General features: G+C 72.0%; 22 protein-coding genes. 13 read left to right on the forward strand and 9 right to left on the reverse strand.

From position 1 onward, the window contains the following. Nucleotides 1–3 precede the first annotated feature (3 nt). Entirely contained in the window at nucleotides 4–987 is a 984-nt protein-coding gene (locus tag R0232_RS06475) for a LysR substrate-binding domain-containing protein (protein WP_208507774.1), read from the reverse strand. A 178-nt stretch (nucleotides 988–1,165) separates the two neighbouring features. Here R0232_RS06475 and R0232_RS06480 point away from each other — a divergent pair, with 178 nt between their 5' ends. Next, on the forward strand, nucleotides 1,166–1,489 hold the full coding sequence (locus R0232_RS06480; protein ID WP_093353579.1) for a DUF2917 domain-containing protein: 324 nt from the start codon (nucleotides 1,166–1,168) through the stop codon (nucleotides 1,487–1,489). A gap of 122 nt (nucleotides 1,490–1,611) precedes the next feature. Here the strand turns inward: R0232_RS06480 and R0232_RS06485 are convergent, their stop codons facing one another. Next, complete coding sequence (locus tag R0232_RS06485; protein WP_208507773.1) at nucleotides 1,612–2,043, reverse strand: BLUF domain-containing protein; 432 nt, start codon at nucleotides 2,041–2,043, stop codon at nucleotides 1,612–1,614. Nucleotides 2,044–2,211: 168 nt separating this feature from the next. On the opposite strand from R0232_RS06485, the gene R0232_RS06490 reads away from it, so the two are divergent. Next, on the forward strand, nucleotides 2,212–2,913 hold the full coding sequence (locus R0232_RS06490; protein ID WP_057596567.1) for a Crp/Fnr family transcriptional regulator: 702 nt from the start codon (nucleotides 2,212–2,214) through the stop codon (nucleotides 2,911–2,913). A gap of 18 nt (nucleotides 2,914–2,931) precedes the next feature. Here the strand turns inward: R0232_RS06490 and R0232_RS06495 are convergent, their stop codons facing one another. Then, nucleotides 2,932–3,819 (reverse strand): DUF6279 family lipoprotein, encoded by an 888-nt coding sequence (locus R0232_RS06495; protein ID WP_281077050.1) that lies wholly within the window; start codon nucleotides 3,817–3,819, stop codon nucleotides 2,932–2,934. Here R0232_RS06495 and glmU point away from each other — a divergent pair. Continuing rightward, a complete protein-coding gene (glmU, locus tag R0232_RS06500; RefSeq protein ID WP_431511599.1) occupies nucleotides 3,818–5,245 on the forward strand; it encodes a bifunctional UDP-N-acetylglucosamine diphosphorylase/glucosamine-1-phosphate N-acetyltransferase GlmU in 1,428 nt (475 codons plus the stop codon). The two genes, R0232_RS06495 and glmU, sit on opposite strands and share 2 nt — an antisense overlap. Before the next feature lie 6 nt (nucleotides 5,246–5,251). Here glmU and R0232_RS06505 read toward each other — a convergent pair whose 3' ends face one another. Next, nucleotides 5,252–5,752: an Lrp/AsnC family transcriptional regulator gene (locus tag R0232_RS06505; protein WP_431511600.1), complete on the reverse strand. Its 501-nt coding sequence runs from the start codon at nucleotides 5,750–5,752 to the stop codon at nucleotides 5,252–5,254. A gap of 158 nt (nucleotides 5,753–5,910) precedes the next feature. On the opposite strand from R0232_RS06505, the gene glmS reads away from it, so the two are divergent. Continuing rightward, entirely contained in the window at nucleotides 5,911–7,794 is a 1,884-nt protein-coding gene (gene glmS / locus R0232_RS06510; RefSeq protein WP_093353592.1) for a glutamine--fructose-6-phosphate transaminase (isomerizing), read from the forward strand. A 49-nt stretch (nucleotides 7,795–7,843) separates the two neighbouring features. Here glmS and R0232_RS06515 read toward each other — a convergent pair whose 3' ends face one another. Next, the gene (locus tag R0232_RS06515) at nucleotides 7,844–8,740 is read right to left on the reverse strand and encodes a LysR family transcriptional regulator (RefSeq protein ID WP_431511601.1); all 897 of its coding nucleotides are present in this window, start codon (nucleotides 8,738–8,740) and stop codon (nucleotides 7,844–7,846) included. Between the two features lie 238 nt (nucleotides 8,741–8,978). Between R0232_RS06515 and R0232_RS06520 the strand changes: the two genes are divergently transcribed. Genes R0232_RS06520 through R0232_RS06540 form a run of 5 tightly spaced genes read left to right on the forward strand, consistent with a single transcriptional unit; the run spans nucleotide 8,979 to nucleotide 12,277 of the window. Then, nucleotides 8,979–9,731 (forward strand): SDR family NAD(P)-dependent oxidoreductase, encoded by a 753-nt coding sequence (locus tag R0232_RS06520; protein WP_431511602.1) that lies wholly within the window; start codon nucleotides 8,979–8,981, stop codon nucleotides 9,729–9,731. 40 nt (nucleotides 9,732–9,771) lie between these two features. Then, on the forward strand, nucleotides 9,772–10,287 hold the full coding sequence (gene mug, locus R0232_RS06525) for a G/U mismatch-specific DNA glycosylase (protein ID WP_431511603.1): 516 nt from the start codon (nucleotides 9,772–9,774) through the stop codon (nucleotides 10,285–10,287). A gap of 34 nt (nucleotides 10,288–10,321) precedes the next feature. After that, a complete protein-coding gene (locus tag R0232_RS06530; RefSeq protein WP_431511604.1) occupies nucleotides 10,322–10,915 on the forward strand; it encodes a helix-turn-helix domain-containing protein in 594 nt (197 codons plus the stop codon). A gap of 11 nt (nucleotides 10,916–10,926) precedes the next feature. Then, nucleotides 10,927–11,466: an N-acetyltransferase family protein gene (locus R0232_RS06535; protein ID WP_431511605.1), complete on the forward strand. Its 540-nt coding sequence runs from the start codon at nucleotides 10,927–10,929 to the stop codon at nucleotides 11,464–11,466. A gap of 25 nt (nucleotides 11,467–11,491) precedes the next feature. Then, entirely contained in the window at nucleotides 11,492–12,277 is a 786-nt protein-coding gene (locus R0232_RS06540) for a class I SAM-dependent methyltransferase (RefSeq protein ID WP_431511606.1), read from the forward strand. Between the two features lie 6 nt (nucleotides 12,278–12,283). On the opposite strand, the gene R0232_RS06545 is transcribed toward R0232_RS06540, so the two are convergent. Both R0232_RS06545 and R0232_RS06550 read right to left on the reverse strand, forming a co-directional pair. After that, a complete protein-coding gene (locus R0232_RS06545; RefSeq protein ID WP_431512868.1) occupies nucleotides 12,284–13,378 on the reverse strand; it encodes an NADH:flavin oxidoreductase/NADH oxidase in 1,095 nt (364 codons plus the stop codon). Nucleotides 13,379–13,407: 29 nt separating this feature from the next. Next, nucleotides 13,408–14,400: a DMT family transporter gene (locus R0232_RS06550; protein ID WP_431511607.1), complete on the reverse strand. Its 993-nt coding sequence runs from the start codon at nucleotides 14,398–14,400 to the stop codon at nucleotides 13,408–13,410. Nucleotides 14,401–14,537: 137 nt separating this feature from the next. On the opposite strand from R0232_RS06550, the gene R0232_RS06555 reads away from it, so the two are divergent. The 4 genes from R0232_RS06555 (at nucleotide 14,538) to R0232_RS06570 (ending at nucleotide 22,474) form a co-directional block, all read left to right on the forward strand. Further along, on the forward strand, nucleotides 14,538–15,419 hold the full coding sequence (locus R0232_RS06555; RefSeq protein WP_431511608.1) for a LysR family transcriptional regulator: 882 nt from the start codon (nucleotides 14,538–14,540) through the stop codon (nucleotides 15,417–15,419). 115 nt (nucleotides 15,420–15,534) lie between these two features. Further along, nucleotides 15,535–20,388, forward strand: a complete 4,854-nt coding sequence (locus R0232_RS06560; protein WP_431511609.1) for a CapA family protein — start codon at nucleotides 15,535–15,537, stop codon at nucleotides 20,386–20,388. After that, the gene (locus tag R0232_RS06565) at nucleotides 20,385–21,338 is read left to right on the forward strand and encodes an alpha/beta hydrolase family protein (RefSeq protein WP_093353614.1); all 954 of its coding nucleotides are present in this window, start codon (nucleotides 20,385–20,387) and stop codon (nucleotides 21,336–21,338) included. The genes R0232_RS06560 and R0232_RS06565 overlap by 4 nt, the downstream gene beginning before the upstream one ends. Before the next feature lie 65 nt (nucleotides 21,339–21,403). Continuing rightward, nucleotides 21,404–22,474 carry an aldose epimerase family protein gene (locus R0232_RS06570; protein WP_431511610.1) on the forward strand — a complete coding sequence of 357 codons (1,071 nt, stop codon included), beginning with the start codon at nucleotides 21,404–21,406 and terminating at the stop codon, nucleotides 22,472–22,474. A 15-nt stretch (nucleotides 22,475–22,489) separates the two neighbouring features. Here R0232_RS06570 and R0232_RS06575 read toward each other — a convergent pair whose 3' ends face one another. Together R0232_RS06575 and R0232_RS06580 are read right to left on the reverse strand one after the other, a co-directional pair. Next, nucleotides 22,490–23,176, reverse strand: coding sequence for a Crp/Fnr family transcriptional regulator (locus R0232_RS06575; protein ID WP_431511611.1), 687 nt, complete (start codon nucleotides 23,174–23,176; stop codon nucleotides 22,490–22,492). A gap of 69 nt (nucleotides 23,177–23,245) precedes the next feature. Beyond that, nucleotides 23,246–24,214 carry a helix-turn-helix transcriptional regulator gene (locus tag R0232_RS06580; RefSeq protein WP_431511612.1) on the reverse strand — a complete coding sequence of 323 codons (969 nt, stop codon included), beginning with the start codon at nucleotides 24,212–24,214 and terminating at the stop codon, nucleotides 23,246–23,248. Between the last annotated feature and the right edge of the window lie 41 nt (nucleotides 24,215–24,255).

Below are 24,255 nucleotides of genomic sequence, written 5' to 3' on the forward strand. Positions count from 1 at the left end.
TCGTCAGTCCAGGTCGTCGACGGTGTCCGGATCGGGCACCTCGCCGATGGTCTCGCGCGTGGTGCCGGCCTGCGCCAGCAGCCAGTCCCAGAAGGCCTTGATCTCGGGCCGCAGCGCGCTGCGCGGGCCGGCGATCAGCCAGTAGGACATCGGCGAATCCATGCGGTGCTGCGGCAGCACCTCGATCAGGTCGCCGTTGGCCAGGCTCTCGGCGATCAACGAACTGCGTGCCAGCACCACGCCCTGGCCGGTGAGCGCGGCCTGCACCATCTGGTAGGCGTAGTTGAAATAGAGCCAGCGCTTGGGCTGGGCGCGTTCCAGGCCGTGCAGCTCGAACCAGCGCCGCCAGGTCAGCCATTCGAGGTGGGTGCGGTGGGCGTCGCCGGCCTCGATCAGCGTGAAGCGCGCGATGTCCTCGGGTTTCTTGATCGGCGGGCTGCTCTTGATGAGCCAGGGGCTCGCCACCGGCGTGAGGTTTTCGCCGAACAACCGCACGGCCTGCGGGGGCATGGCCTCGCGCGGGCCGTAGCGCAGCGCGATGTCGACGTCGGCCACCTCGAGGTCGACCGCGAGGTCGCTGGCGTCGATCCGGATGTCGATCTCGGGGTTGTCGCGCTGGAAGGCCTCGAGCCGCGGGATCAGCCACATCGAGGCGAACGAGGCGAAGGTGGTCAGCGAGACGCTCTTGCGCCCGGCGCTCTGGCGGATCTGCCGCACCGCGGTGTCGACGCGCGGCAGCGCCTGCTGCACCGCCAAAAGCAGCTGGGCGCCCGCGCTGGTCAGCTCGACCGCGCGCGTGTGGCGCAGGAACAGCGGCACGCCCACTTCCTCCTCGAGCGACTGGATCTGGCGGCTCACGGCCGACTGGGTCAGGGCCATTTCCTCGGCCGCGGCGCGGAAGTTCAGGTGCCGCGCGACCGCCTCGAAGGCGCGCAGGTGGCCGGCGGAGATCGGGCGGGAGCGCAGGTGGGTTTGCGAATGCTGCATGGATCGGGGGCCGGCGCCTGCTTCGGGATTGATGCGAAACCGGAATCAGTAGGCTACCTCCTTTTCATTGGACTGCCAACGGCCGGGAAACGATCATTCATTCCCGAACCGCGCCATTGCTGCCTCCTTTTCCAAGCACCCATTGATTCGCGATTCGGCAAACACCTAGGAGCCCATCATGTCCACTGCCGTCTGCACCACCTCTACGCTGTCCACCCTGTCGCTGCCCAACCGCAACACCGCCGCCGCGATTCCGCCGGCCGTGCGCCGCGGTGCCTGGCAAATCGCGCCCGGCGAGGCGATGAGCCTGAAGGCGCGCGGCGACAGCGTGCTGCGCGTGCGCCAGGGCCGGGTCTGGATCACGCCCGATGCCACGCTCGAGAACCCGAGCGAGGACCTGGTGCTCGCCCCCGGTGAGTCGCTCACCGTGGCGGCCGGCCAGCGCATCGTGATGGAGGCCTGGGACGGCTACGGCGCCACGTACACGTGGGACGCCGCTTGATCCCGCGGGTTTCCTGATCGATCCTGGGCCATCGGGCGGCGGCGCGAGCCGCGCCCGTCATACCAAGGGGCCGGACGGCGCTTCGCGCATCGTCCGGCCCTTTTCCTTTGGCGCGGCCGTCTTCAGCCGTTGATGTCGAAACTGCGGCGCAGCGCCAGGAAATGCTTGAGCGCGACCTCGCCGTCGAGCGCATGCACGCCGGCCATCAGGTCGGGCCCCTCGCTCTCGGCCAGCCCGAGCCGGAAGCCGCTGTAGCGGCGCGCGGCCAGTTCGCCCTGCCAGGCCACGCGCACGTCGACATGGCGCGGGTCGCGCGCGATGCGGTCCATCAGCGAGCGCAGGGCGTCGGGCGGTCCCTCGATGTGCTGGCAGAAGCGCTGGCCGTCGAAGACCAGCAGCCCGGTGATGCCGAGTTCGCCGTTGCGCGCGCGGGCGCGCGCGACGATGTTGGCCACCGTGTCGGGCGGCAGGTCGGGCGCAAGCTCGCTGCAGTAGAGGATCTCGGAGAGCGCCGGGGCGGGCGCGGGAGCTTGCGTCTGTTCGTCGGGAATCATGGGCCGGGATGGGAAAAGCGAGCGCAGTGTAGGCAGCCGTCCGACATCACGAAATGTAAAAAGACATACCGGTCCCACCCCCCTCGATGCCTATAGTCGGTGGTGCCCGACCAGTACCCCACACCCGCCGCCCCGGAGAACGGGCCCCACCCCTGCAGCCGTTGCGCGCTGCGTCAGCTGCCGGCCTTCCTGCCGGTGTCCGCCGACCAGTTGCGCACCATCGAATCGTTCCGCATCGGCGCGCGCCGCGTCGAGGCCGGCGGCTCGATCATCGAGGAACACCGGCGCAGCCCGCAGCTGTTCACGCTCTATTCGGGCTGGGCCTTCCGCTACAAGACCCTGAGCGACGGCCGGCGGCAGATCCTCAACGTGCTGCTGCCCGGCGACTTCGTCGGGCTGCAGGACGAGTTCGCCGACGGCCAGACCCACGGCGTCGAGGCCCTGACCGAGGTCTCGCTGTGCGTGTTCGCGCGCGACCGGCTGTGGGAGCTGTTCCATGCCGAGCCCAAGCTCGGCTACGACATCACCTGGCTGGCCGCGCGCGAGGAAAAGATGATCGACGACAACCTCGTCACCACCGGCCGGCGCAGCGCCGTCGAGCGCGTGGCGATGCTGCTGATGCACCTGTACCGCCGCGCCGAGCGCGTGGGCATGGTGCGCGACGGCTGGGTCGAGTTCCCGCTCAACCAGCAGCACATCGCCGATGCGCTCGGGCTGTCGCTGGTCCACACCAACAAGACCTTGCGGCGGCTGTCGCAGCTCGGGCTCTACAAGCTCGACGACCGCTGGCTGCGCATCCTCGAGCCGCGCGCGCTCGAGGCGCTGGGCGACTATTTCGAGCGCCCGCTGCGGCCCACGCCGCTGATTTGACCCGGGGGGGGCGCCGGCTCAGCCGCCGGCCACCAGCTGCCGCAGGTCGTTCTGGTAGGCCTGCAGCCGCTTGACCGCCTGCGCGCGCTGCGCCGCGCTGGTGCCGTTGTGCAGCGCGGCCAGGTTGCGGCAACCTTCCTGCAGCAGCGCCTGCTGCTGCTCGCGCCAGGGGCCCGGCGGCGGATCGGCGATGCGCTGCAGGTAGGCATGCAGCGCGGCGCGCGCCTCGGTGGGCGGCGTGCGGTTCGCGACGAAGCCGCGCAGCAGCACCAGCGCCTCCTGCTGGCGCTTGCGACGCTCCACGTCCTGCAGCTTCGGGTCGAACACCGACTGCGCCACCTGCTGGCGCAGCAGCTCGCGCTGCTCGGGCGAAAGCCGGCCGTAGAAGTCCTCGAAGCGGTCGAGGAACTGGTCGTAGCGCTTCTCCTGCACCCGGGCCGGCGAGCGGTCGAGCCAGTCCTTGCGGTAGTCGGCGTTGTTCTTCGCGTACTTGCGCTCGAGCTGCTGCAGCTGGGCCTCGCTGAGGCTCAGCAACAGCTCGGTGCCCGCGGGCTCGGCGCGCTCGCTGACCGCCAGCAGCCGGTCGCGGATGCGGTCGGTCATGGCGCAGGCCTGGGCCGGCGTGACCTCGCCGGGCGCCAGCGTCTCGGCCTCCTGCAGCAGCGCCGCGATCTTCGGCAGCTCGTTGCGCCGGTGCCAGTCGAGCAGCTGCGCGAGCTCGTCGCGCACCTTGGGCGTCTGCGAACCGTCGAAATCGAGGTAGCCGTCGAGCCACCAGTAGCTGAGCTCGGGCAGGTTGTTGTAGGCCAGCTTGATGGCGCTGCAAGCCCCCAGGACGGCCACCAGCGCCATCACGCCGATAATCCGCGCCAGCTTGAAACAACGCATCCGGGTAGAAAAAGGCATGAATCAGATTCCGAAGCAGGGCAACCAGGGACCGGTCGACGTCGTGATCATGGCGGCCGGCAAGGGCACGCGCATGAAGAGCAGGCTTCCCAAAGTGTTGCATCGTTTGGCCGGCCGCGCACTGTTGTCGCACGTGACCGGCACCGCCGCGCGCATCGGCGCCCGGCACGTGGTGATCGTCACCGGCCACGGCGCCGAACAGGTCGAGGCCGCCATGGCCGCCTCGCCCGAGGCCGCCTCGCTGCGCTTCGCGCGCCAGGAGCCGCAGCTGGGCACCGGCCACGCGGTGCAGCAGGCCACGCCGCTCCTGCCCGACGACGGCACGGTGGTGATCCTCTCGGGCGACGTGCCGCTGATCGCCGAGGACACCTTGCGCACCCTGATCGCCGCCAGCGGCGGCGAGCGGCTGGCGCTGCTGACCATCGAGCTGGACGACCCCACCGGCTACGGCCGCATCATCCGCAACGCCGCGGGCGGCGAGGTGACCGCCATCGTCGAGCACAAGGACGCCAGCGAGGCGCAGCGCGCGGTGCGCGAGATCAACAGCGGCGTGATGGCCGCGCCCGCGAAGCTGCTCAAGGGCTGGCTCGAGCGGCTGGACAACCGCAACGCCCAGGCCGAGTACTACCTGACCGACATCGTCAAGCACGCCGCGGCCGACGGCGTGCCGGTGGTGGCCCACATCACGACCGACGGCCTGCAGGTGGCCGGCATCAACAGCCCGGTGCAGCTGGCCGAGCTCGAGCGCGCCTTCCAGCGCCGCCAGGCCGAGGCCCTGATGACCCAGGGCGTGCGGCTGGCCGACCCGGCGCGCTTCGACCTGCGCGGCACGCTCGAATGCGGCGGCGACGTCGAGATCGACGTCAACTGCCTGTTCGAGGGCCAGGTCTCGCTCGGCGAGGGCGTGCGCATCGGCGCCAACTGCGTGATCGCCAATGCCCGCATCGAGGCCGGCGCCGTGATCCATCCCTTCACCCACATCGATGGCGAGAAGGCCGGCGTGACGGTCGGCGAGCGCGCGCTGATCGGCCCCTTCGCGCGGCTGCGCCCCGGCGCCCAGCTCGGCACCGAGGTGCACATCGGCAACTTCGTCGAGGTCAAGAACTCCACCCTGGCCGCCGGCGCCAAGGCCAACCACCTGGCCTACCTGGGCGACGCCACCGTGGGCGCGCGCGTCAACTACGGCGCGGGCAGCATCACGGCCAACTACGACGGCGCCAACAAGCACCGCACCGTGCTCGAGGACGACGTGCACATCGGCAGCAACTGCGTGCTGGTGGCGCCGGTCACCATCGGCGCGGGCGGCACCATCGGCGGCGGCTCCACCATCAGCAAGACCACGCCGCCGGGCGCGCTCATCGTCGCGCGCGGCAAGCAGGTCACGATCCCGAACTGGCAGCGGCCGCAGAAGAAGCCGAAGGCCTGACGCGCCTCAGCCCGCGGGCGCCAGCGACGTCAGCGGCACCCGCGGCTCGAACTTCGCGCGCTTGAGGCTGAAGAAGGCCTTGACGTTGCGCACGTTGGCGTCGGCGGTGAACAGCCGCTGCACCAGCGCCCCGTAGCCGGGCATGTCGCGCGCGGCCACCACCAACACGAAATCCGGTCCCGGCGACACGCGCCAGCACTGCTGCACCGCGTCGTCCGCGATCACGCGCGCCTCGAAGGCCTCGAGAGACTCGGCGTCCTGCCGGTCGAGCGAGATCTCCACCACCGCCTGCAGCCCGTGGCCCAGCACGGCGGCCAGCCGGTCGGGCGACAGCAGCGCCACCTGCCGCTCGATCAATCCCTCCTGCCACAGCCGCTGGACCCGCCGCAGGCAGGTCGGCGGCGAGATGCCCACGGCGGCCGCCAGCTTCTGGTTGGTGGCCGAAGCGTCGCGCTGCAGGGCGTCGAGCAGCTTCAGGTCGATGGCGTCTAGTGCAATGGATTCCATGATTCGTGAAATTATGGAATAAAAATTCATCGACCTGATGTGATGAAAGAAAAGTCCAAATTCATGGAAATTTAGACGGCAAATTTCTTTTCACCCTCCCTACCATTCGCAGCAATTCTTTTCGTTCTCCCTCATTCCTTTCCAAAGGCAAGACAACCATGTGCGGCATCGTCGGCGCGGCTTCCCATCGAAACATCGTCCCGGTCCTGGTCCAAGGCCTGCAGCGGCTCGAGTACCGCGGCTATGACTCCTGCGGCGTGGCCGTGCATGCGGGCGGCCTGACGCGCGCGCGCACCACCTCGCGCGTGGCCGACCTCCAGACCCAGGTGGCCGAGGACAAGCTCGAGGGCCTGACCGGCATCGCCCACACCCGCTGGGCCACGCACGGCGCGCCCGCGGTGCACAACGCGCACCCGCACTTCAGCCACGGCCCGGGCGCCGGCGCGCAGGAAGCGCGGCCCGGCCGCATCGCGCTGGTGCACAACGGCATCATCGAGAACCACGAGGCGCTGCGTGCCAGCCTCGAAGCCAAGGGCTACGTGTTCGAGAGCCAGACCGACACCGAGGTCATCGCCCACCTGGTCGACAGCCTCTACGACGGCGACCTGTTCGAGGCCGTGAAGGGCGCCGTGCGCCAGCTCACGGGCGCCTACGCCATCGCCGTGATCAGCCGCGACGAGCCGCAGCGCGTGGTCGGCGCGCGCGCCGGTTCGCCGCTGATCCTGGGCGCCGGCAAGGACGGTGCCGAGAACTTCCTGGCCAGCGACGCGATGGCGCTGGCCGGCGTCACCGACCAGATCGTGTACCTCGAGGAGGGCGACGTGGTCGACCTGCAGCCCGGCAAGTACTGGATCGTCGACCGCGCCCACAAGCCGGTGCAGCGCCCGGTGCGCACCGTGCAGGCCCACAGCGGCGCGGCCGAGCTCGGCCCCTACCGCCACTACATGCAGAAGGAGATCTTCGAGCAGCCGCGCGCCATCGGCGACACGCTCGAGGGCGTGGAAGGCATCGTGCCCGAGCTGTTCGACGGCATCGGCCAGGACGGCAAGCAGAGCGGCGCCAGCGCGCACCGCGTGTTCAAGGACATCGACCGCATCCTGATCCTGGCATGCGGCACCAGCTACTACAGCGGCTGCACCGCCAAGTACTGGCTCGAGGGCATCGCGAAGATCTCGACCCAGGTCGAGATCGCGAGCGAGTACCGCTACCGCGACTCGGTGCCCGATCCGCGCACCCTGGTCGTCACCATCAGCCAGTCGGGCGAGACCGCCGACACCCTGGCCGCGCTCAAGCATGCGCGCTCGCTCGGCATGGAGCAGACCCTGACCATCTGCAACGTCGCCACCAGCGCCATGGTGCGCGAGTGCAAGCTGGCCTACATCACGCGCGCCGGCGTCGAGATCGGCGTGGCCTCGACCAAGGCCTTCACCACCCAGCTCGCGGGCCTGTTCCTGCTCACGCTGGCGATCGCGCAGTCGAAGGGCCTGCTGAGCGCGGAAGACGAGGCGCGCTACCTCAAGGAGATGCGCCACCTGCCGGTCGCGCTGCAGTCGGTGCTCGCGCTCGAGCCGCAGATCATCAACTGGGCCGAGGACTTCGCGCGCAAGGACAACGCGCTGTTCCTGGGCCGCGGCCTGCACTACCCGATCGCGCTCGAGGGCGCGCTCAAGCTCAAGGAGATCACCTACATCCACGCCGAGGCCTATGCCGCCGGCGAGCTCAAGCACGGCCCGCTCGCGCTGGTGACCAGCGAGATGCCGGTGGTCGCCGTGGCGCCCAACGACGCCCTGCTCGAGAAGCTCAAGAGCAACCTGCAGGAAGTGCGCGCGCGCGGCGGCGTGCTCTACGTGCTGGCCGACGGCGACTCGAAGATCAAGAGCAGCGAAGGCCTGCACGTGATCCACATGCCCGAGCACTACGGCGCGCTGTCGCCGCTGCTGCACGTGGTGCCGCTGCAGCTGCTGGCCTATCACACGGCCTGCGCGCGCGGCACGGACGTGGACAAGCCGCGCAACCTGGCGAAGAGCGTGACGGTGGAGTGATCAAGGGGAGGGCGAGCCTCGGCTCGCCCTTCGATCGCGTCGCGCCTCGTCAGTGAGGGCCATGCTCTGCGAGCGTGGCCTGCACATGGTCGACGAAGGCGCGCGCCTTCGCGCCGGCCCGCCGCCCCGACGGATACATCGCCCACAGGTCCACGGGCGGCAGCTCCCATCCGGGGAGCACTTCCACGACCCGGCCATCCCCCAGTTCCGGCGCGAACATCCACGCGGAGGCGATGGCCAGCCCCATGTCGGCGAGCACCACCGCGCGCACGCCTTCGGCCGCCGTCACGCGCAGCCGCCCGGAGAGCACCACGGAGGCCTCGCTTCCTTCGCGCCTGAATTGCCAGGCGCTGCCGCCACCGCCGCGGTCGTAGACGACGGCCTGGTGTCCCGCCAGGTCGGCGGGCGATCGCGGCGTGCCGGCGAGCGCCAGGTAGGCGGGCGTCGCCACGACCAGGCGCCGGGACTGCGCGATCCGGCGCGCCGTCATCGCCGAGTCGGGCAATTCGCCCATGCGCAAGGCCACGTCGATGCCCGCCTCGAGCAGGTCCACGTTCCGGTCATCGAGCATGACGTCGATCGACAGGCCGGGATGGGCCGCGAGGAAGGTCTTCAGCTGCGGAACCACGTGCAGGCGGGCGAAGGTGACGGCCGCGCAGACCCGCAGGCTGCCGGTCAGCGCGACGGCGCTGCCCCGGGCCGCCTGCTCGGCCTCCTCGGCTTCGTCGAGCGCGCGACGCGCGTAGGCGTAGTAGGCGCGCCCGGTCTCGGTGGGCGTCAGTTGCCGGCTGCCGCGCAGCAGCAGGCGCGCGCCGAGCCGGTCCTCGAGGTTCGCCACCGACTTGGAGACCGCCGGTTGCCCGACCTCGAGCCGGCGCGCCGCCGCGGAGAACGAGCCCGTTTCCACGACGGCCACGAAGGTTTCGATTGCAGCGAATCTGTCCACGGGCGGCCTTCTTCCTTGACGCGCCCGATCATAGGGGCGCGGTGTGCATGCGGTCCGAGACGGCTCGCCCATGGGGTATGCGCAGCGGGAATGGCCGGTATGCCCGCCACCTGTCTGGTGCGGATGCGGCGCCGTCCCGATCATTCGATCCAGGTCGTTGCAAGCGGTCCCCGCGTCTCCGGGCGCATGGGGCGATGCAACACCCGCCTGAATCCACCCACCCTCATCGGAGTACATCTTGAACAATCTCAAAGGCAAAGTCGCCATCGTCACCGGCGGCTCCAAGGGCATCGGCGCCGGCATCGCACGCGCGCTGGCCGCGTCGGGCGCCGCCGTCGCGGTCAACTACGCCACCGACAAGGCCGGGGCGGACGGCGTCGTGGACGCGATCCGTGTCGCCGGCGGCCGGGCGATCGCCGTGCAGGGCGACGTCGCCAGGGCCCCGGACGTCCAGCGGCTGTTCGCCGAGACCGTGAAGGCGCTGGGAACGCCGAGCGTGCTGGTCAACAACGCGGGCGTGTTCCAGTTCGAGCCGATCGATGCCGTCACCGAGGAGGTCTTCCACTGGCAGTTCAACACCAACGTCCTCGGTCCGGTGCTGCTGACGCAGGAGGCCCTGAAGGCATTTCCGGCCAGCGGGGGCAGCATCGTCAACATCGGCACGGTGATCAGCGACAACCCGTTCCCGAACGCATCGATCTACGCGGCGACGAAGGCCGCCATGGATGCGATCTCGGTCGCGCTGTCGAAGGAACTGGGCGCGCGCAACATCCGCGTCAACACGGTGGCGCCGGGCCACACCGAGACCGAGGGCACGCGCCGCATCGGCTTCGTCGAGAGCGACATGGGAAAGCAGATGGTGTCGCAGACCCCGCTGGGCAACCGTTTCGGGCGCCCGGAAGACATCGCCCCGGTGGTCGTGTTCCTCGCGTCCGACGATTCGGCCTGGCTGACCGGCGAGCGCATCTGCGCCTCGGGCGGCTGGCGCTGAGGCCCGCGGGGCGACAATTCCACGCAAGGAACCGCCCCGAATGACCGCGCAGGCTCTGCCCGACCTCCTCGCCCCCGGCCTCGCCATCGTCTTCTGCGGCATCAACCCGGGCCAGCGCGCGGCCGCCTCGGGCCTTCACTTCGAAGGCCGGGGCAACCGCTTCTGGCGCGTGCTGCACCTGGCCGGCTTCACGCCGGTGCTGATGCAGCCCGCCCAGGCGCCGCAGCTGCTGCAACGCGGCTACGGCCTGACCACGGCCGTCGGCCGGCCGACGGCGCGCGCGAGCCAATTGGCCGCGCATGAATTCGCGGCCGCCACCGAGGCCTTCACCCGCAAGATCGCCGCCTGCGGCCCGCGCCGCCTCGCGTTCCTCGGCAAGGCCGCCTATGCGGGCATGACGGGGCGCCCGCAGATCGAATGGGGCCGCCAGCCCGAACCCTTCGCCGGCATCGAGACCTGGGTCCTGCCCAATCCCAGCGGACTCAATCGCGCGTTCTCGCTCGATGAGCTCGTGGCCGCCTACAAGGCACTGCGCGAGGCGGCATCGCCGGCTTGACCGTCATTCCATCATGTTGGAGAATAAATCCAGCATGAAAGAAGAAGCTCCCGTCCCCCTCAACGACCGCATCGCCCGCCGCGTGCGCGAACTGCGCGCCGCGCGTGGCCTCTCGCTCGAGGCGCTGGCCGCGCAGAGCGGGGTCAGCCGCTCGATGATCTCGCTGATCGAGCGCGGCGAGAGCAGCCCCACGGCGGTGGTGCTCGAGAAGCTCGCGACCGGCCTCGGCACCATGCTGGCCGCGCTGTTCGACGAGCCGCGCCCGCGCGCCGATCCGGTGGCGCGCCGCGCCGACCAGCCGCAATGGCGCGATCCCTCGTCGGGCTACCTGCGGCGCAACGTGTCGCCCGGCGGTATCGCCTCGCCGCTGCAGATCGTCGAGGTGCTGTTCCCGCCCAAGGCGCGCGTGGCCTACGAATCGGGCGCGCGCGAGTCGCAGGTGCACCAGCAGGTCTGGATGCTCGAGGGAACGATCGAGATCACGGTGGGCGAGGAGCGCCACCGGCTCGATGCGGGCGACTGCCTCGCGATGGTGCTCGACCGGCCCGTCGCCTACTTCAATCCCACGCGCGAGACCGCCCGCTATGCGGTCGCGATCGTGAGCCCCCATCCCGATGTCTGGAAGTGAGAACGAACGCCATGAACCCCACGAGCCCCACCAGCCTCCACCGGGTGCGCCGCCTGCGGGCGGTGGACGCGGCGCAATTGCAATCGCTGGCCGAGCTGCTGATCGACTGCGTCGACGGCGATGCCTCGGTGAGCTTCATGCATCCGCTGTCGCTCGAGCAGGCGCTGGCCTTCTGGCGCAAGGTGGCCGACGGCGTGGCGCGCGGGGAGCGCGCGCTGATGGTGGTGGAGGATGCGCAGGGCATCGTCGGCACGGTGCAGCTCGTGCTCGACCAGCCCGACAACCAGCCGCACCGCGCCGACCTCGCGAAGATGCTGGTGCACCGGCGCGCTCGGCGCCAGGGGCTCGGCGCGCTGCTGATGCAGGCGGCCGAGCAGGCCGCGCGCGACAGCGGCAAGACGCTGCTGGTGCTCGACACCTCGAGCCCCGAGGCCGAGCGGCTCTACGAACGCTCGGGCTGGCAGCGCAGCGGCACCATCCCCGGCTATGCGCTGCTGCCGCGCGGCGGCTTCTGCGACACCACCTACTTCTATCGCACGCTCGCGCCCTGAGGCCGCCGTGCGGCAGACTGGCGCGATGACCGAATTCGATCGACTGCTGGCCGAGGCTGCGCGCAAGCCGCTGGTCGGCTGGGACCTGTCCTGCGATGGCCGCATCGCGACCACCGCCGTGCCCTGGGATTTCGAACAGGCGGTGGTCCACCGCGCGCGCCAGTCGCCCGACCTGCTCGACATGGGCACGGGTGGCGGCGAGTGGCTCAGCCGGCTGCCGCTGCGTCCCGCGCGCACCGTCGCCACCGAGGGCTGGGCGCCCAACGTCGCGGTGGCGCGCGAGCGGCTCGCGCCGCTGTGCATCGAGGTGGTGGCGGTGGAGGGCGCGCTCGACAACGGCGCGCAGGACGATGGCGATGCGCACGACGACGCGCCGCTGCCCTTCGCCGACGGCGAGTTCCACCTGGTGGTCAACCGCCACGAGTCCTTCGTGCCGGCCGAGGTGGCGCGCGTGCTCGCGCGCGGCGGCCACTTCCTCACGCAGCAGGTGGCCTCGGACTTCAATGCCGACCACTACCGGCTCGCGGGCCTGGCACCGGCCGAGCCACCGCCCGAGTGGCGGCTCGATATCGCGCGGCGCCAGCTCGAGCGCGCGGGCTTCGAGATCCTGCGCGCCGAGGCGGGCGCCGAGCTGCTGCGCTTCGCCGACGTGGGCGCCTTCGCCTGGTACCTGAAGAACGTGCCCTATGTCTGCCCCGACTTCACGATCGAGGGCACGCGCGATGCGCTCGCGCAATTGCATCGCCGGCAGCAGGCGGGCGAGGCGATCGAGGTGCGGCAGACCTTGTTCTGGCTCGAGGCGCTGCGCTGAAGGCGTTCAGCGCGCCCCGAACTTCGCGTTCTCGAACAGGTCCTTGAACTCGCGCGGCTGCGAGCGCCAGTACTGCACGGGCGCCTTCACCTGCGCACCGAGTTCGGCGGCCGCGTGCCAGGGCCAGCGCGGGTCGTAGAGGATCGCGCGCGCCAGCGAGATGGCATCGGCCTTGCCCTCGGCGAGGATGGCCTCGGCTTGCCGCGCCTCGGTGATCAGGCCGACCGCGATCACCGGGATGCCGACCTCGGCCTTCACGCGTTCGGCGAACGGCACCTGGTAGCCCGCGCCCAGCGCGATCGCCTGCTTCGGCGACACGCCGCCGCTCGAGACATGGATGGCCGCGCAGCCGCGCGCCTCGAGTGCCTTGGCGAAGGCCACGGTGCCCTCGAGGTCCCAGCCGCCTTCCACCCAGTCGACCGCCGACACGCGCACCCACACGGGCCGATCGGCCGGGAAGACGGCGCGCACCGCGTCGAACACCTCGAGCGGAAAGCGCAGCCGGTTCTCGAGGCTGCCGCCGTAGGCGTCGTCGCGGTGGTTGGCCAGCGGCGACAGGAACTGGTGCAGCAGGTAGCCATGCGCGGCATGGATCTCGATGCCCTCGATGCCGAGCCGCGCGGCACGGCGGGCGGCGGCCACGAAGGCCTCGCGCACGCGCGCCAGGCCCTCGGCGTCGAGCGCGAGCGGCACGTCCTCGCCGGGTGCGTGCGGCACTGCCGAGGGCGCGAAGGCCTTCCAGCCGCCGGGCTCGCCGGGCCGGATCTGCGCGCCGCCTTCCCAGGGCGCGCGGCTCGAGGCCTTGCGCCCGGCGTGGCCGAGCTGCATCGCGATGGGCATCGACGAATGGGCGCGCACGGCGGCGAGCACGCGCGCCAGGCCCGCCTCGTTGGCGTCCGAATAGAGTCCGAGGTCGCCCGGCGTGATGCGGCCCTCGGCCTCGACCGCGGTGGCCTCGAGGATCAGCAGCCCCGCGCCCGACAGCGCGAGATGGCCGAGATGGATCAGGTGCCAGTCGCCCGGCGTGCCCTCGCTCGCCGAGTACTGGCACATCGGCGCGATCAGGATGCGGTTGTCGAGCGAAAGCGGGCCGAGCCGCATCGGCTCGAAGAGGCGGGGGGTGTCGCTGCTCACGGTGTCGTGGCTCCAGGGGTGCGGTAGGTGCAGGGATTCTGCGGGGGCGGCGCGATCCTTGCCGCGGGCAGGGCGTTGGCCTTGCGGTTCAGGGCGGTATGGATCAGGAGCGCCGCCACCACCATCGCCATGCCCAGCAACTCGTTCGCCGTGGGCAGGGTGCCGAGCGCCGCGCTCATCAGCAGCGCCGACACCGGCACGAAGTTGAGGAAGGCGGTGCCGGTGACGGCGCCGAGCGTGCGCACGCCATGGTTGAAGGCCAGCACCGAGGCGGCCGAGGGCACCACGCCGACGAACAGCAGCGCCTGCCACGACAGCCGCAGCCCTTCGAGGCTCGGCGCCGCCGACCAGCCGAGCAGCGCGGCACCGACCGCGGCGGCCAGCAGCACCGGCCACGCGGCCAGCACCGTGAGCGCGCTGTACTCGACCGCGTCGAGCTCGGGAAAGCGCGCCGCGCCGCGCGTGTACCAGACCCAGCCCAAGGTGCCGACGAAGGCGATGGCGTCGCCGAACAGCGTGGCGTTGCCCGCGCCGCCGTGGCCGCCATGACCGCCGATGAGACCCGAGACGATCGCCACGCCCGCGAGCGCCAGCGCGGTGGCGAGCAGCGCGGCGCGCGAGGGGCGCACGCCGTCGAGCAGCCAGCGCACGAGCTGCGTGGTCATCGGCGTGGTGGCGATGATCACCGCGCCGTGCGAGGGCACCGAGTGCGCGAGGCCGATCAGCAGCAGCACGCTGAACACCCCGAAGCCGGCCGCGCCGCGCAGCGCCAGCGCTCCCGCATGGCGGCGCAGCCTGCGCCAGGGCGCGGCGCCGCGCGGCAGCACCAGCAGCGCGAACAGCAGCGCCGACAGGCTGTAGCGGATCAGCGTGAACCACACGGGTTCGACGTGGTGGAGCACGCCCTTGCTGACGAGGAACAGGGAGCCCCAGCCGGAGGTGGCGAAGAGCAAGGCGGCGATGCCGTACAGGCGTTGGGATCGGGACATGGAGGGCTTTCGGACGATGAAGGAGTCGATGTCCGAGGATCGGGGCGGGGCCGCGCGAATGCCATTCGCTTCTTTGGAGCGGGCCCTCCGAAAAAACGAAGGGACCGCGCGCCGCCGCGCGCTCACAATCGGCCGCCATGGAGCTCTACCAGCTGAAGACCTTCGTCGCCATCGCCCGCGAGGGCAGCCTCACGCGCGCCGCCGAGCGCGTGTTCACCAGCGCGCCCGCCGTGAGCGCGCAGCTCAAGGCGCTCGAGGACGAGCTCGGCGTGCGCCTGTTCGAGCGCACGCCGCGCGGCATGACGCCCACGCCCGCGGGCCAGAGCCTGCTCGAGGAGGCCGAGCGCACGCTGGCCTCGGCACTGCGCATGCGCTCGGCCGCCGAGCAGCTGCGCGGCGCCGCGCAGGGGGTGGTGCGCTTCGGCACCGTGGTCGACCCGGTCTCGCTGCGGCTCGGCGGCGTGCTCGTGAAGCTGGCCGAACGCCATCCGCAGGTCACGCTGCAACTGCGCCAGGGGCTGTCGTACGAGACCGCCTCGGCGGTCGAGCGCGGCGAGCTCGACTGTGCCTACACGCTGAGCGACGTGGCTTCGCGCGAAGGCCTGGCGCTGCACCGGCTGGCGCCGGTCGACCTGGTGGTCGTGCTGCCGCTGCCGATGGCCGACGCCCATCCGGGCCTGTCGCTCGAGGCGCTCACCGAGCAGCCCTGGGTCGGCACGCCGCCCACCTGCGTGCTGCGAGCGCACCTCGACCGCCTGTTCGCCGGTGCCGGCCGCGAGTACCGCCAGGGCCGCACCGCCGACAGCGAGAGCGCGGTGCGCAGCATGGTCGCGAGCGGCATGGGCGCGGGGCTGATGCGGCTCGACCAGGCCGAGCAGGGCGAGCGCCACGGCGAGCTCGCGATCTGGCCTGGCTGGCGCGCCCACACCTGGCTGTGCTGGATCGAACCGGCCGCGGGTGCGCGGGCGCCGGCGGTCGAGGTGGTGCGGCAGGCGGTGTTCGAGGCCTGGGGCGTCTGAGGCCATCCGCCCCTGTGGCAAGGCGGCCCCTGTCAGCCTCCGGTCAGCGCGAAACGCCGGCACGCGGGTACGATGCGCGCGGCCTGCCGCTGGCGGGGTCTTCCTCCTTTCTCGCATGCCCGAATCGACCCTTTCTCTCGCCGAACTCCTGAACCGCGCCAGGCAGGCACTGGCGGGTCCCGAGGGCGTGCTGCCCGCGCTGCCGCCGGCCACGCCGGTCACCGGCAGCGTGGTGTTTCTCGCGATCGGCGAGGGCGGCAGCCGCGCGCGCGTGGTCTCGGGCCGCGGCGCCGATGCCGCGCAGGCCTGGGAGGAAGCGGCCGAGGCGCTGGCCGATGCCGCGCAGCGCGGCGAGCGGCCGCCGCAGCGGCTGCGCGCGGAACTGGTCGAGCACGTGCTGCCGATGAACTGGGGCGAGTTCAAGGAACTGCTCGCGAAGACGCGGCGCAACTACTTCCAGCAGGGCGTGTCCTTCGACAGCCGCTTCGAGTTCGCGCTGCTCGCGCCCGAGGCCAACGGCAGCGCGGTCTTCTACGACGGCAGCGTGGACCACTGCCAGCCCAACCCCGGCAACCTGCGGCTGCACACCCGGCGCCGCTTCGGCAAGGAGCTCGACTTTCCCGACGACGACGCCGTGCCTGTGTGGTGCTTCACCACGCGCGCCGTCTACGTCGATGCCGAGGGCGCCTGGCCGATCGTCCCCGAGGGACAGGAGGCCCACCTGCGTCGCCTCGACGACTGGAGCGCCGCGCCGGTGCGCCGCATGGTCGAGGACGCCAGCCGCTACCTCGCGGCGCAGGTCAAGCCCACGGGCGAGTTCCACTACGGCTGGTTCCCCTGCTTCGACCGCGCCATCCCGACCTACAACACGCTGCGGCATGCGAGCTCGACCTATGCGCTGCTCGAGGCCTGGGAGCTCACGCGCGACGCGGCGCAGAAGGAGGCCATCGACCGCTCGCTGGCCTTTCTCGCGGGCTCGCTGATCCGGCCCGCGGTGCTGCCCGACGGCAGCCGCGCGGCCTTCCTGGTCGACGTGGCGCACGAGGTCAAGCTCGGCGGCAACGCGGTCTGCCTGCTGGCCTTCGTCAAGTACACCGAACTGACCGGCGACCGCCGCTTCCTGCCGCTGCTCGAGTTGCTCGCGCTCGGCATCCGCCACATGCAGGACCCCGAGACCGGCCGCTTCGTGCACGTGCTGCACCGGCCCAGCCTCGCGGTGAAGGAGGCCTTCCGCGTCATCTACTACGACGGCGAGGCCGCGTTCGGCCTGATGCGGCTGTATGGGCTCACGCGCGATCCGCGCTGGCTCGCGATGGTCGAGAAGGCCTTCGACCACTTCATCGCCGCCGAGCACTGGCGCGCGCACGACCACTGGCTCAGTTACTGCGTCAACGAGCTCACGCGCCACCGGCCCGCGCTGCGCTACTACCAGTTCGGGCTGCGCAACGTGGCCGACTACCTCGACTTCGTGCGCGAGCGCATCACCACCTTCCCGACCCTGCTCGAACTGATGATGGCCGCGCGCGAGATGGTGCTGCGCATCGAGGCCGATCCCGCGCTGCGCCACCTGCTCGAGGGCCTGGACCGCGACAAGTTCGAGCGCGCGCTCGAGCACCGCGCGCGCTACCTCGCGAACGGCCACTTCTGGCCCGAGCTCGCGATGTTCTTCCGCCATCCCGACCGCATCGCGGGCTCGTTCTTCATCAAGCACCACAGCTTCCGCGTGCGCATCGACGACGTGGAGCACTACCTGTCGGGCTATGTCGCCTACCACCGGCTGCTGAAGGCGCGCGAGGGCGGCGAGCTGCCCGCGCCGTCGTTCGCGCCGCAGGCCGCCGCCGTGCCGGTGCCGGCCGACACGCCCGCGGCGCGCACCGGCACCGTCGCCTTCGGCGGCGACGTGAACCTCGGCCGCCGCCTGCACTACCGGCGCCTCGAGCTCGGCGGCGCGCGCCGCATGCTCAGCGGCATCCCCGCGCTGCGCGAGGCCGACCTGCGCATCGTCAACCTCGAATGCGTGGTCGCCACCACCGGCGAGCAGGGCGTGGAGAAGGGCGAGGCCGGTTCCTACTACTTCCGCGCGCGGCCCGAGATGCTCGACGTGCTGACCACCGCGCGCATCGGCATCGTCGCCACCGCCAACAACCACAGCGGCGACTACGGCCCGGGCGCGCTGATGGAGCAGCAGTGGCACCTGCAGGCCGCGGGCATCGCCTGGGCCGGCACCGGCCGCGACCTCGAGGCCGCGCTGCGCCCGGCCTTCGCGATGGCCGGCGGCGTGCGCGTCGCGCTGTTCTCGCTCGACGCCACCCAGCCCCAGTTCGCGGCCGGCCCCGACCGGCCCGGCGCCGCCTACCTGCCGCTCGACGAGCCCGCGGCCTGGACCGCGCTGCTCGCGCCGCGCATCGAGAAGGCGCGCGAGTCGGCCGACGTGGTGCTGGTGGCGGTGCACTGGGGCGACAACCTCGAGACCGAGCCCTCCGAGGCCGAGATCGCGGCCGGCCATGCGATCGTCGATGCCGGCGCCGATGCGGTGCTCGGCACCTCGGCGCACGTGCTGCAGGGCATCGAGGTCTACCGCGGCCGGCCGATCGTGCACGACGCGGGCGATCTGCTGTTCGAGGCGGTGCGCGACGACTTCGTCGACGCGGGCGTGTTCACGCTCGCGCTGAGCCCGCGCGGTGTCGAGCAGTTGAGCTTCACGCCGATCGGCGTGGGCTTCGGCCGCTCGCGCCAGTACGCGAACGAGCGTGCGCGCGGCGCGGCCACGCGTTTCGCGCGCCAGTGCGAGGCGCTCGGCACCCGCATGACGGTGCTGCCCGAGGGCCGCTGCACCCTGGCGCTGGCACCGCCCGAGCGCGCCTCGCGGCTCGCCGCCGACGTGCCCGCGCTGCCCGAGCCGGCGTTCGCGCGCGTCGCGCCGCTGCTCGCGCCGCGGCCCGAATGGCTGGTCGACGTGCTGCCGCCCGATTCGCGCCACATCGCGCCGATCCGCTTCGGCCCGCTCGAGCTGCTCGGCATCCGCTGCGCGCCGACGCAGATCTCGGGCCGCCGCATGCTGTGGGTCGAGTCGTTCTGGCGCGCGGTCGAACCGGTGGCCGACGACCTGCGCGTGCAGTTCCGCGCCATGCCGATGCGCAGCACCCACATGCCGCCCTGGGGCGAGAGCATGGACCACGACCCCTGCGACTGGATGTGGCCCACCAGCCGCTGGCAGCCGGGGCGCATCCACCGCGACCGCTACGGACTGCGGCCGCCCGCGAGCAGCCTGCTGCGCAGCGACGTGCTGCAGATCGAGGTGCGGGTGGTCGGCAGTGCCCGCCCCGCGCGCCTGGGCGAGGAAACCGAGGAGACCGTGCCCGCGCCCGAATGGCCGGCGCAGCGCCTGCCCGTGTGGTGCGGGCTGCGCGCCTCGCAGGTGGCGCTGCCGCTGCCCGAGCGACCCGCGCCCGTGCTGTTCGCGCTGCGCCCCGGCGCCTCGGCCACGCCCGAGCCGGTGTGGACCGCCGAGGCGCTGCAGCGCATCACGCGCGGCCAGTGGCTGGTCGAGCCGCCGCCCGATTGGCTCGCGCGCTCGGTGGTGCGCGGCCCGAAGCACATGGAGCTGCTGCCGGCGCCCGCGCTGTTCGTCGCCTCCGACTACCAGACCCTGGCCGCGCACGAGCGCTACAGCCGGCCGCGCAGCACGGTCAACTGGGACCGCCACCTGTTGCTGCCCGGCCTGCAGGACCAGCTCGCGGGCGCGATCGTGCAGCACCCGGTCGAGGGCCTGGCTCCGGACTTCCCGCTGCTGCAGGTCGAGGACCCGATCCGCGCCATGCTGCGGCTGGGTGCCGCCGCGCGCGAGCGCTACCGCGGCCTCCTGGTCGGCGTGACCGGCACCGTGGGCAAGTCCTCCACCATCGCGATCCTGCGCGACCTGCTGCCCGCGCAGGCGCGCGTGCACACCACCATCGACAACTACAACTCGCGCGTCGGCGTGCCGGCGATGCTGGCCAGCCTCGGGCCCGACGTCGACGTCTGCATCCTCGAGATGGCGCAGAGCTCGCTGTGGATGGACCGCGGCCCGATCTCGCTGATGGCGCGCCCGCACGTGGCGATCGTCACCGAGATCGGCCTGTCGCAGACCCGGCAGGCCGTGAGCGTGGAGCAGACGGCCGAGTACAAGTCGCGCATCTTCCTCGGCCTGGAGCCCGGCGGCGTGGCGATCGTGCCCGACCACATCCCCTGCCTGCTGCAGATGGTGCAGGCCGCCGCGCGCACCGCGGGCGCGGTCTGGGTGGTGGGGCGCGGGCCGCAGGCCGACGTGCGCGTGCTCGGCACCGAGCCCGAGGGCCATGGCTGCCGCGTGCACATCGCGCTGCGCGGTCGCACCCATTCCTACCTGTTCCCGGTCGCGAGCGAGGGGCTGGTGCGCAACTCCACGCTCTCGTTCGCGGCGCTGGTCGCGATGGGCTTCGACCCCGAGGCCGCCTGCGCGCGCATGCCCGGCGTGCGGCTGCCGGCCTCGGTGATGCACGTGCAGGCGCTGCGCACCGAAAGCGGCGTGCAGGCCACGCTGATCGACGACAGCTGGAACGCCGAGGTGATGTCGATGCGCAATGCGATGGCCTTCGTGCGCGACTACGGCCGCGCGGGCGGTGGCGGGAGTGGCGCCGCGCCGGTCGCGCGCCGCATCGCGATGCTGGGCCGCATCGTCAACCTCGACCATGCGGCCGAGGCCATGCACCGCAGCCTCGCGGCGCCGCTGCTGGACTCGGGCATCGAGCACGTGGTGACGCACGGCCAGGAGATGCGCTGGCTGCGCGAGGAGATGCCGGCCTCGATGCTGGGCCCGCACTTCGAGAGCGCGGCCGAGGCCGCCGGCTACCTGGGCGCCTTCCTGCGCGACGGCGACCTGCTGCTGGTGAAGGGCGACCGCGACCGCTCCGACTTCGGCGACATCCCCGAGCTGCTGCAGAAGTTATGAACCTGCGCTCGACCTCCGTGCTGCTGTGCGCGCTCGCCGTGGCGCTGGTGCAGGCGGCCTGCGCGCAGCGCGCCGAGATCCGCCCGCCCGCGATCCGCGCCATCGGCGACGAGGTGCTGCACTGGAACCAGCCCGCGGTGCGCGAGAACTGCCCCGAGGGCCGCTTCGGCTTCCTCTGGGTGCAGCCGGTCGAGGGGCCGGCCTGCATCCGCTATTTCGCGAGCAGCGACATCGAGGGCGCGCGCGTCGCCATCGTGCAGTTCTCGGGCGACCGCGACGCCGTGATGGACCAGCCGCCCGCGCGCATCTCGGGCAACACCGAGGCGCTGCGCACCACCGACGCGCAGAGGAACCGCGACCGCGCCGGCGTGCCCTGGATCTTCGTCGCGCGGCCCGGCACCTACGGTTCCTCGGGCAACCACCGGCAGCGCCGCCAGCCGGTGGAGTTCCATGCGCTCGATGCCGCGCTCGACGCGCTGATGCAGCGCCACCGGATCCAGCGCCTGGTCATCCTCGGCCACAGCGGCGGCGCCACCGCGGGTGCCGCGCTGCTCACGCTGGGCCGCACGCGCGTGGCCTGCGCGGTGCTGACCTCGGGCGCCTACGGCCTGCTCGAGCGCGCGCGCCTGCTCGGGCGTTCGCGCGACGGCCGCACCGACACCACCGGCAGCACGCGCTTCTACGACCCGCTCGACCATGTCGACGGCGTGGTGCCCGATCCGGCGCGCCGCATCGTGCTGATCGGCAACCGCGAGGACGAGAACACGCCCTTCGCGCTGCAGGAGCGTTTCGCCGAGGCACTGCAGCGCGCCGGCCATCGCGTGGAGATCCGCACCGCGGCCGCGGAGCCGCCCGACTTCCACGACCTCAAGGACCGCGCGGGGCCGAACGCCGCCGCGGCCTGCGCGCGCGAAGCCATGTACCCGGAGCCGCGCGGCACCGAGCGCTGAAGGGCGGCCGGGGCTGCCGGCCCGCGTACATTGACGCCCATCGAACGCAAGGCGAAGGCATGTCCATGAGCGAACCGAGGATCTCCCAGCGCAGCTACGGCCGCATGCCCGACGGCCGGCCCGTCATCGAGTACACGCTCGACAACGGCCTCGGCCTGCGGCTGCAGGCGATCAACCTCGGCGGCATCGTCACCGCGCTGCTGGTGCCCGACCGCCAGGGCCGCGCCGCCAACGTGGTGCTGGGCCTGCCCGACCTCGCGGCCTACCTCGGGCCGCATCCGCACTTCGGCACCATCGTCGGGCGCTTCGCCAACCGCATCGCCGCCGGGCGCTTCGAGCTCGACGGCCAGGCGCACCAGCTCGCGCTCAACGACGGGCCGAACTCGCTGCACGGCGGAACGCAGGGCTTCGGGAAGCGCTTCTGGAGCATCTACGCGCTGCCGGGCGAGCCCGGGCGCATCGGCATCGAGCTGCGCCATGTCAGCGCGCATGGCGACGAGGGCTATCCGGGCGAGCTGCGGCTCGCGGTGCGCTACGAACTGAGCACCACGGCCAACACCTGGCGCATCGGCTACCGCGCCGAGACCGACCGGCCGACCGTGCTGAACCTGAGCCACCACGACTACTTCAACCTCGCGGGCCAGGGCAGCGTGATGGCGCACCGGCTCACGCTGCCGGCCAGCCGCTACTGCCCGGTCGATGCCACGCTGATCCCCACCGGGCTGGCCGAGGTGGAGGGCACGCCCTTCGATTTCCGGCAGCCGCTGGCCATCGGCGATCGCATCCGCGACGGCCATGCGCAGATGCTGATCGCGCGCGGCTACGACCACAACTGGGTGCTCGACCGCGCGCAGGAACGCGACGGCCTCGCGCTGGCCGCGCGGCTGGCGCACGAGGCCTCGGGCCGCACGATGGAGGTGCACACCACCGAGCCCGGCGTGCAGTTCTATTCGGGCAACTTCCTCGACGGCAGCCTGCTGGGCAGCGGCGGCGCGGCGATCCGCCAGGGCGACGGCCTGTGCCTGGAGACGCAGCACTTCCCCGATTCGCCGAACCGGCCGGAATTTCCCTCCACGGTGCTGCGGCCCGGCGAGGTGTTCCGCAGCGTCACCGAGCACCGCTTCGGCATCGCCTGAAGCCCGGCGCCGGGCTCAGGCCGCCGACAGCCGGTCGTCGGGCACCGTGCCGAAATCCGTCAGCGCGAAATCCTCGGGCACGTGCACGGCCTGCGCGTCGCGCCGCAGCAGGCCGCGCTGCTCCATGGCGCGCATGGTCTTGTTGACCACCTCGCGCGACAGCCCCGAGTACGAGGCGATCATCGACTGCGAGATGCGCTTGTCGAAGCCGCCCGCGTGCACCGGCGCCAGCTGCGTGAGCTGGTGCAGCACGTGGCCCACCAGCGCGCCCGAGGACAGCGTGGAGACGCGCCGCAGCCGTCCGCGCAGCAGGGCCAGCCGCTTCGCCACCAGGCCCAGCAGGCGCAGCGCGATCTCGGGCCGGCGCGCGCACAGCTCGCGCAGCGCGGCCACCGACACCAGGTGCACCGACGAGGGCAGCGCCGCGACCAGCGCCTGCGTCGAGCGGTAGCGGTCCTCCGGCAGCCCGAGGTCGAGGAAGAAGTCGTCGGCGCGGATGAACTCGCTCGTGAAGTCGGCGCCCGGCGTGCGGCCGCGCGCCACCACGCGCAGCAGCCCGCTCGCCACGCAGTAGACGCGGTCGGTCTCTTCGCCGGCCTCGAGCACGGTCTCGTTGCGCCGGAAGTAGCGCAGCTCGCTGTGGCGGGTCAGCCATTCCCGTTCCGCCATCGGAAGGCCGGCCGTGAGGGGATGCAGGTACATGGCCGCGATGATTGGCGCGCGCGGCCGCCGCGTCTTCTCATTGCGCGCAGGCGCCCCGCGGCGAAACGATCAGGGGCCGTCGGCCAGCGCCCGCGCGTCGCGCGGCGTCATGGCATAGGCGGCGCGGAAGGCGCGGTAGAAGGTCGCGAGGCTGTCGAAGCCGCAGAGGTAGGCGATGTCGGTGATCGAGCGGCCCGGCGCCGCGCCCAGCAGCCGCGAGGCATCGGCGAGCCGCAGCGCCGTGAGCGTGCGCGCGAACGAACGGCCGGTGGGCTCGAACAGCACGTGCACCTGGCGCAGCGAGATGCCCAGCTCGCGCGCGACGCTCGAGGGCGAGAGCTCGGGCAGCCGCAGGTCGCGCTGCAGGATCTCGCGCGCTGCGTGCAGCAGGCCCGAGCGTAGCGCGGCGCGGCTCTCGGGCAGGCCCGGCGCGAGGCGGCCGCGCGCCAGCAGCGTCAGCCGCACGGCATGCACCACCTCGGCCCCGGCGTTCGCGAGTTCGCCCGGCCGCGTCGTCAGCGCGCGGAACAGCGCCATCAGTGGCCGCGCGAAGGCGGCCGTGCGCGTGAGCGGCGCCGCGAACAGGTCGTCGGCGCGCGCGCCCAGCAGCATGCCGGGCGCGAGCGGTATGCGCAGCGAGCGGAAATCGAAGCCGTCGCCGCGCATCGGCGTGGCCTCGAACGGCAGGTCGGCATGGTGGACCACGAGGTCGCCCTCGCGCACCAGCCGGCCTTCGTCGCGGCCGCTGCTGACCCAGCCCGGGCCGCGCACCTGCAGGCCGATGCACAGGCTCTGGCCCGCGACGCGCGCGATGTCGGCGCGCGTGCGGCTCACGCGGTAGGAGGAGGCGCGCAGCTCGGAGACGCTGGCGCAGGCGTTCGCGTCGCCGACCGGCGTGGAGAGGAAGTGCCCTTCGAAGGTCGTGCGCCGCTCGCGCGGCAGCTCGATCGTGACGCCGAACAGGTGCCGGCCGCGCACCTCGCACCAGTGGTCGAAGCGGTCCTGCGGGCGGAGGTCGTCGGTCGTGAAGTGCAGCATGGCCGTCGGAGCGAAGCGGGGGATTGTCCGGCGTCTCGGCG

It is taken from the genome of Variovorax sp. DAIF25 (assembly GCF_050711835.1).
Lineage (GTDB): Bacteria > Pseudomonadota > Gammaproteobacteria > Burkholderiales > Burkholderiaceae_C > Variovorax.

Bases quoted from the DNA above. Each gene is read 5' to 3' on its own strand.
- R0232_RS06475 (WP_208507774.1), bottom strand. From the start codon at position 987: ATGCAGCATTCGCAAACCCACCTGCGCTCCCGCCCGATCTCCGCCGGC.
- R0232_RS06480 (WP_093353579.1), top strand. From the start codon at position 1,166: ATGTCCACTGCCGTCTGCACCACCTCTACGCTGTCCACCCTGTCGCTG.
- R0232_RS06485 (WP_208507773.1), bottom strand. From the start codon at position 2,043: ATGATTCCCGACGAACAGACGCAAGCTCCCGCGCCCGCCCCGGCGCTC.
- glmU (WP_431511599.1), top strand. From the start codon at position 3,818: ATGAATCAGATTCCGAAGCAGGGCAACCAGGGACCGGTCGACGTCGTG.
- R0232_RS06495 (WP_281077050.1), bottom strand. From the start codon at position 3,819: ATGCCTTTTTCTACCCGGATGCGTTGTTTCAAGCTGGCGCGGATTATC.
- R0232_RS06505 (WP_431511600.1), bottom strand. From the start codon at position 5,752: ATGGAATCCATTGCACTAGACGCCATCGACCTGAAGCTGCTCGACGCC.
- glmS (WP_093353592.1), top strand. From the start codon at position 5,911: ATGTGCGGCATCGTCGGCGCGGCTTCCCATCGAAACATCGTCCCGGTC.
- mug (WP_431511603.1), top strand. From the start codon at position 9,772: ATGACCGCGCAGGCTCTGCCCGACCTCCTCGCCCCCGGCCTCGCCATC.
- R0232_RS06530 (WP_431511604.1), top strand. From the start codon at position 10,322: ATGAAAGAAGAAGCTCCCGTCCCCCTCAACGACCGCATCGCCCGCCGC.
- R0232_RS06535 (WP_431511605.1), top strand. From the start codon at position 10,927: ATGAACCCCACGAGCCCCACCAGCCTCCACCGGGTGCGCCGCCTGCGG.
- R0232_RS06540 (WP_431511606.1), top strand. From the start codon at position 11,492: ATGACCGAATTCGATCGACTGCTGGCCGAGGCTGCGCGCAAGCCGCTG.
- R0232_RS06545 (WP_431512868.1), bottom strand. From the start codon at position 13,378: ATGCGGCTCGGCCCGCTTTCGCTCGACAACCGCATCCTGATCGCGCCG.
- R0232_RS06550 (WP_431511607.1), bottom strand. From the start codon at position 14,400: ATGTCCCGATCCCAACGCCTGTACGGCATCGCCGCCTTGCTCTTCGCC.
- R0232_RS06555 (WP_431511608.1), top strand. From the start codon at position 14,538: ATGGAGCTCTACCAGCTGAAGACCTTCGTCGCCATCGCCCGCGAGGGC.
- R0232_RS06560 (WP_431511609.1), top strand. From the start codon at position 15,535: ATGCCCGAATCGACCCTTTCTCTCGCCGAACTCCTGAACCGCGCCAGG.
- R0232_RS06565 (WP_093353614.1), top strand. From the start codon at position 20,385: ATGAACCTGCGCTCGACCTCCGTGCTGCTGTGCGCGCTCGCCGTGGCG.
- R0232_RS06570 (WP_431511610.1), top strand. From the start codon at position 21,404: ATGAGCGAACCGAGGATCTCCCAGCGCAGCTACGGCCGCATGCCCGAC.
- R0232_RS06575 (WP_431511611.1), bottom strand. From the start codon at position 23,176: ATGTACCTGCATCCCCTCACGGCCGGCCTTCCGATGGCGGAACGGGAA.
- R0232_RS06580 (WP_431511612.1), bottom strand. From the start codon at position 24,214: ATGCTGCACTTCACGACCGACGACCTCCGCCCGCAGGACCGCTTCGAC.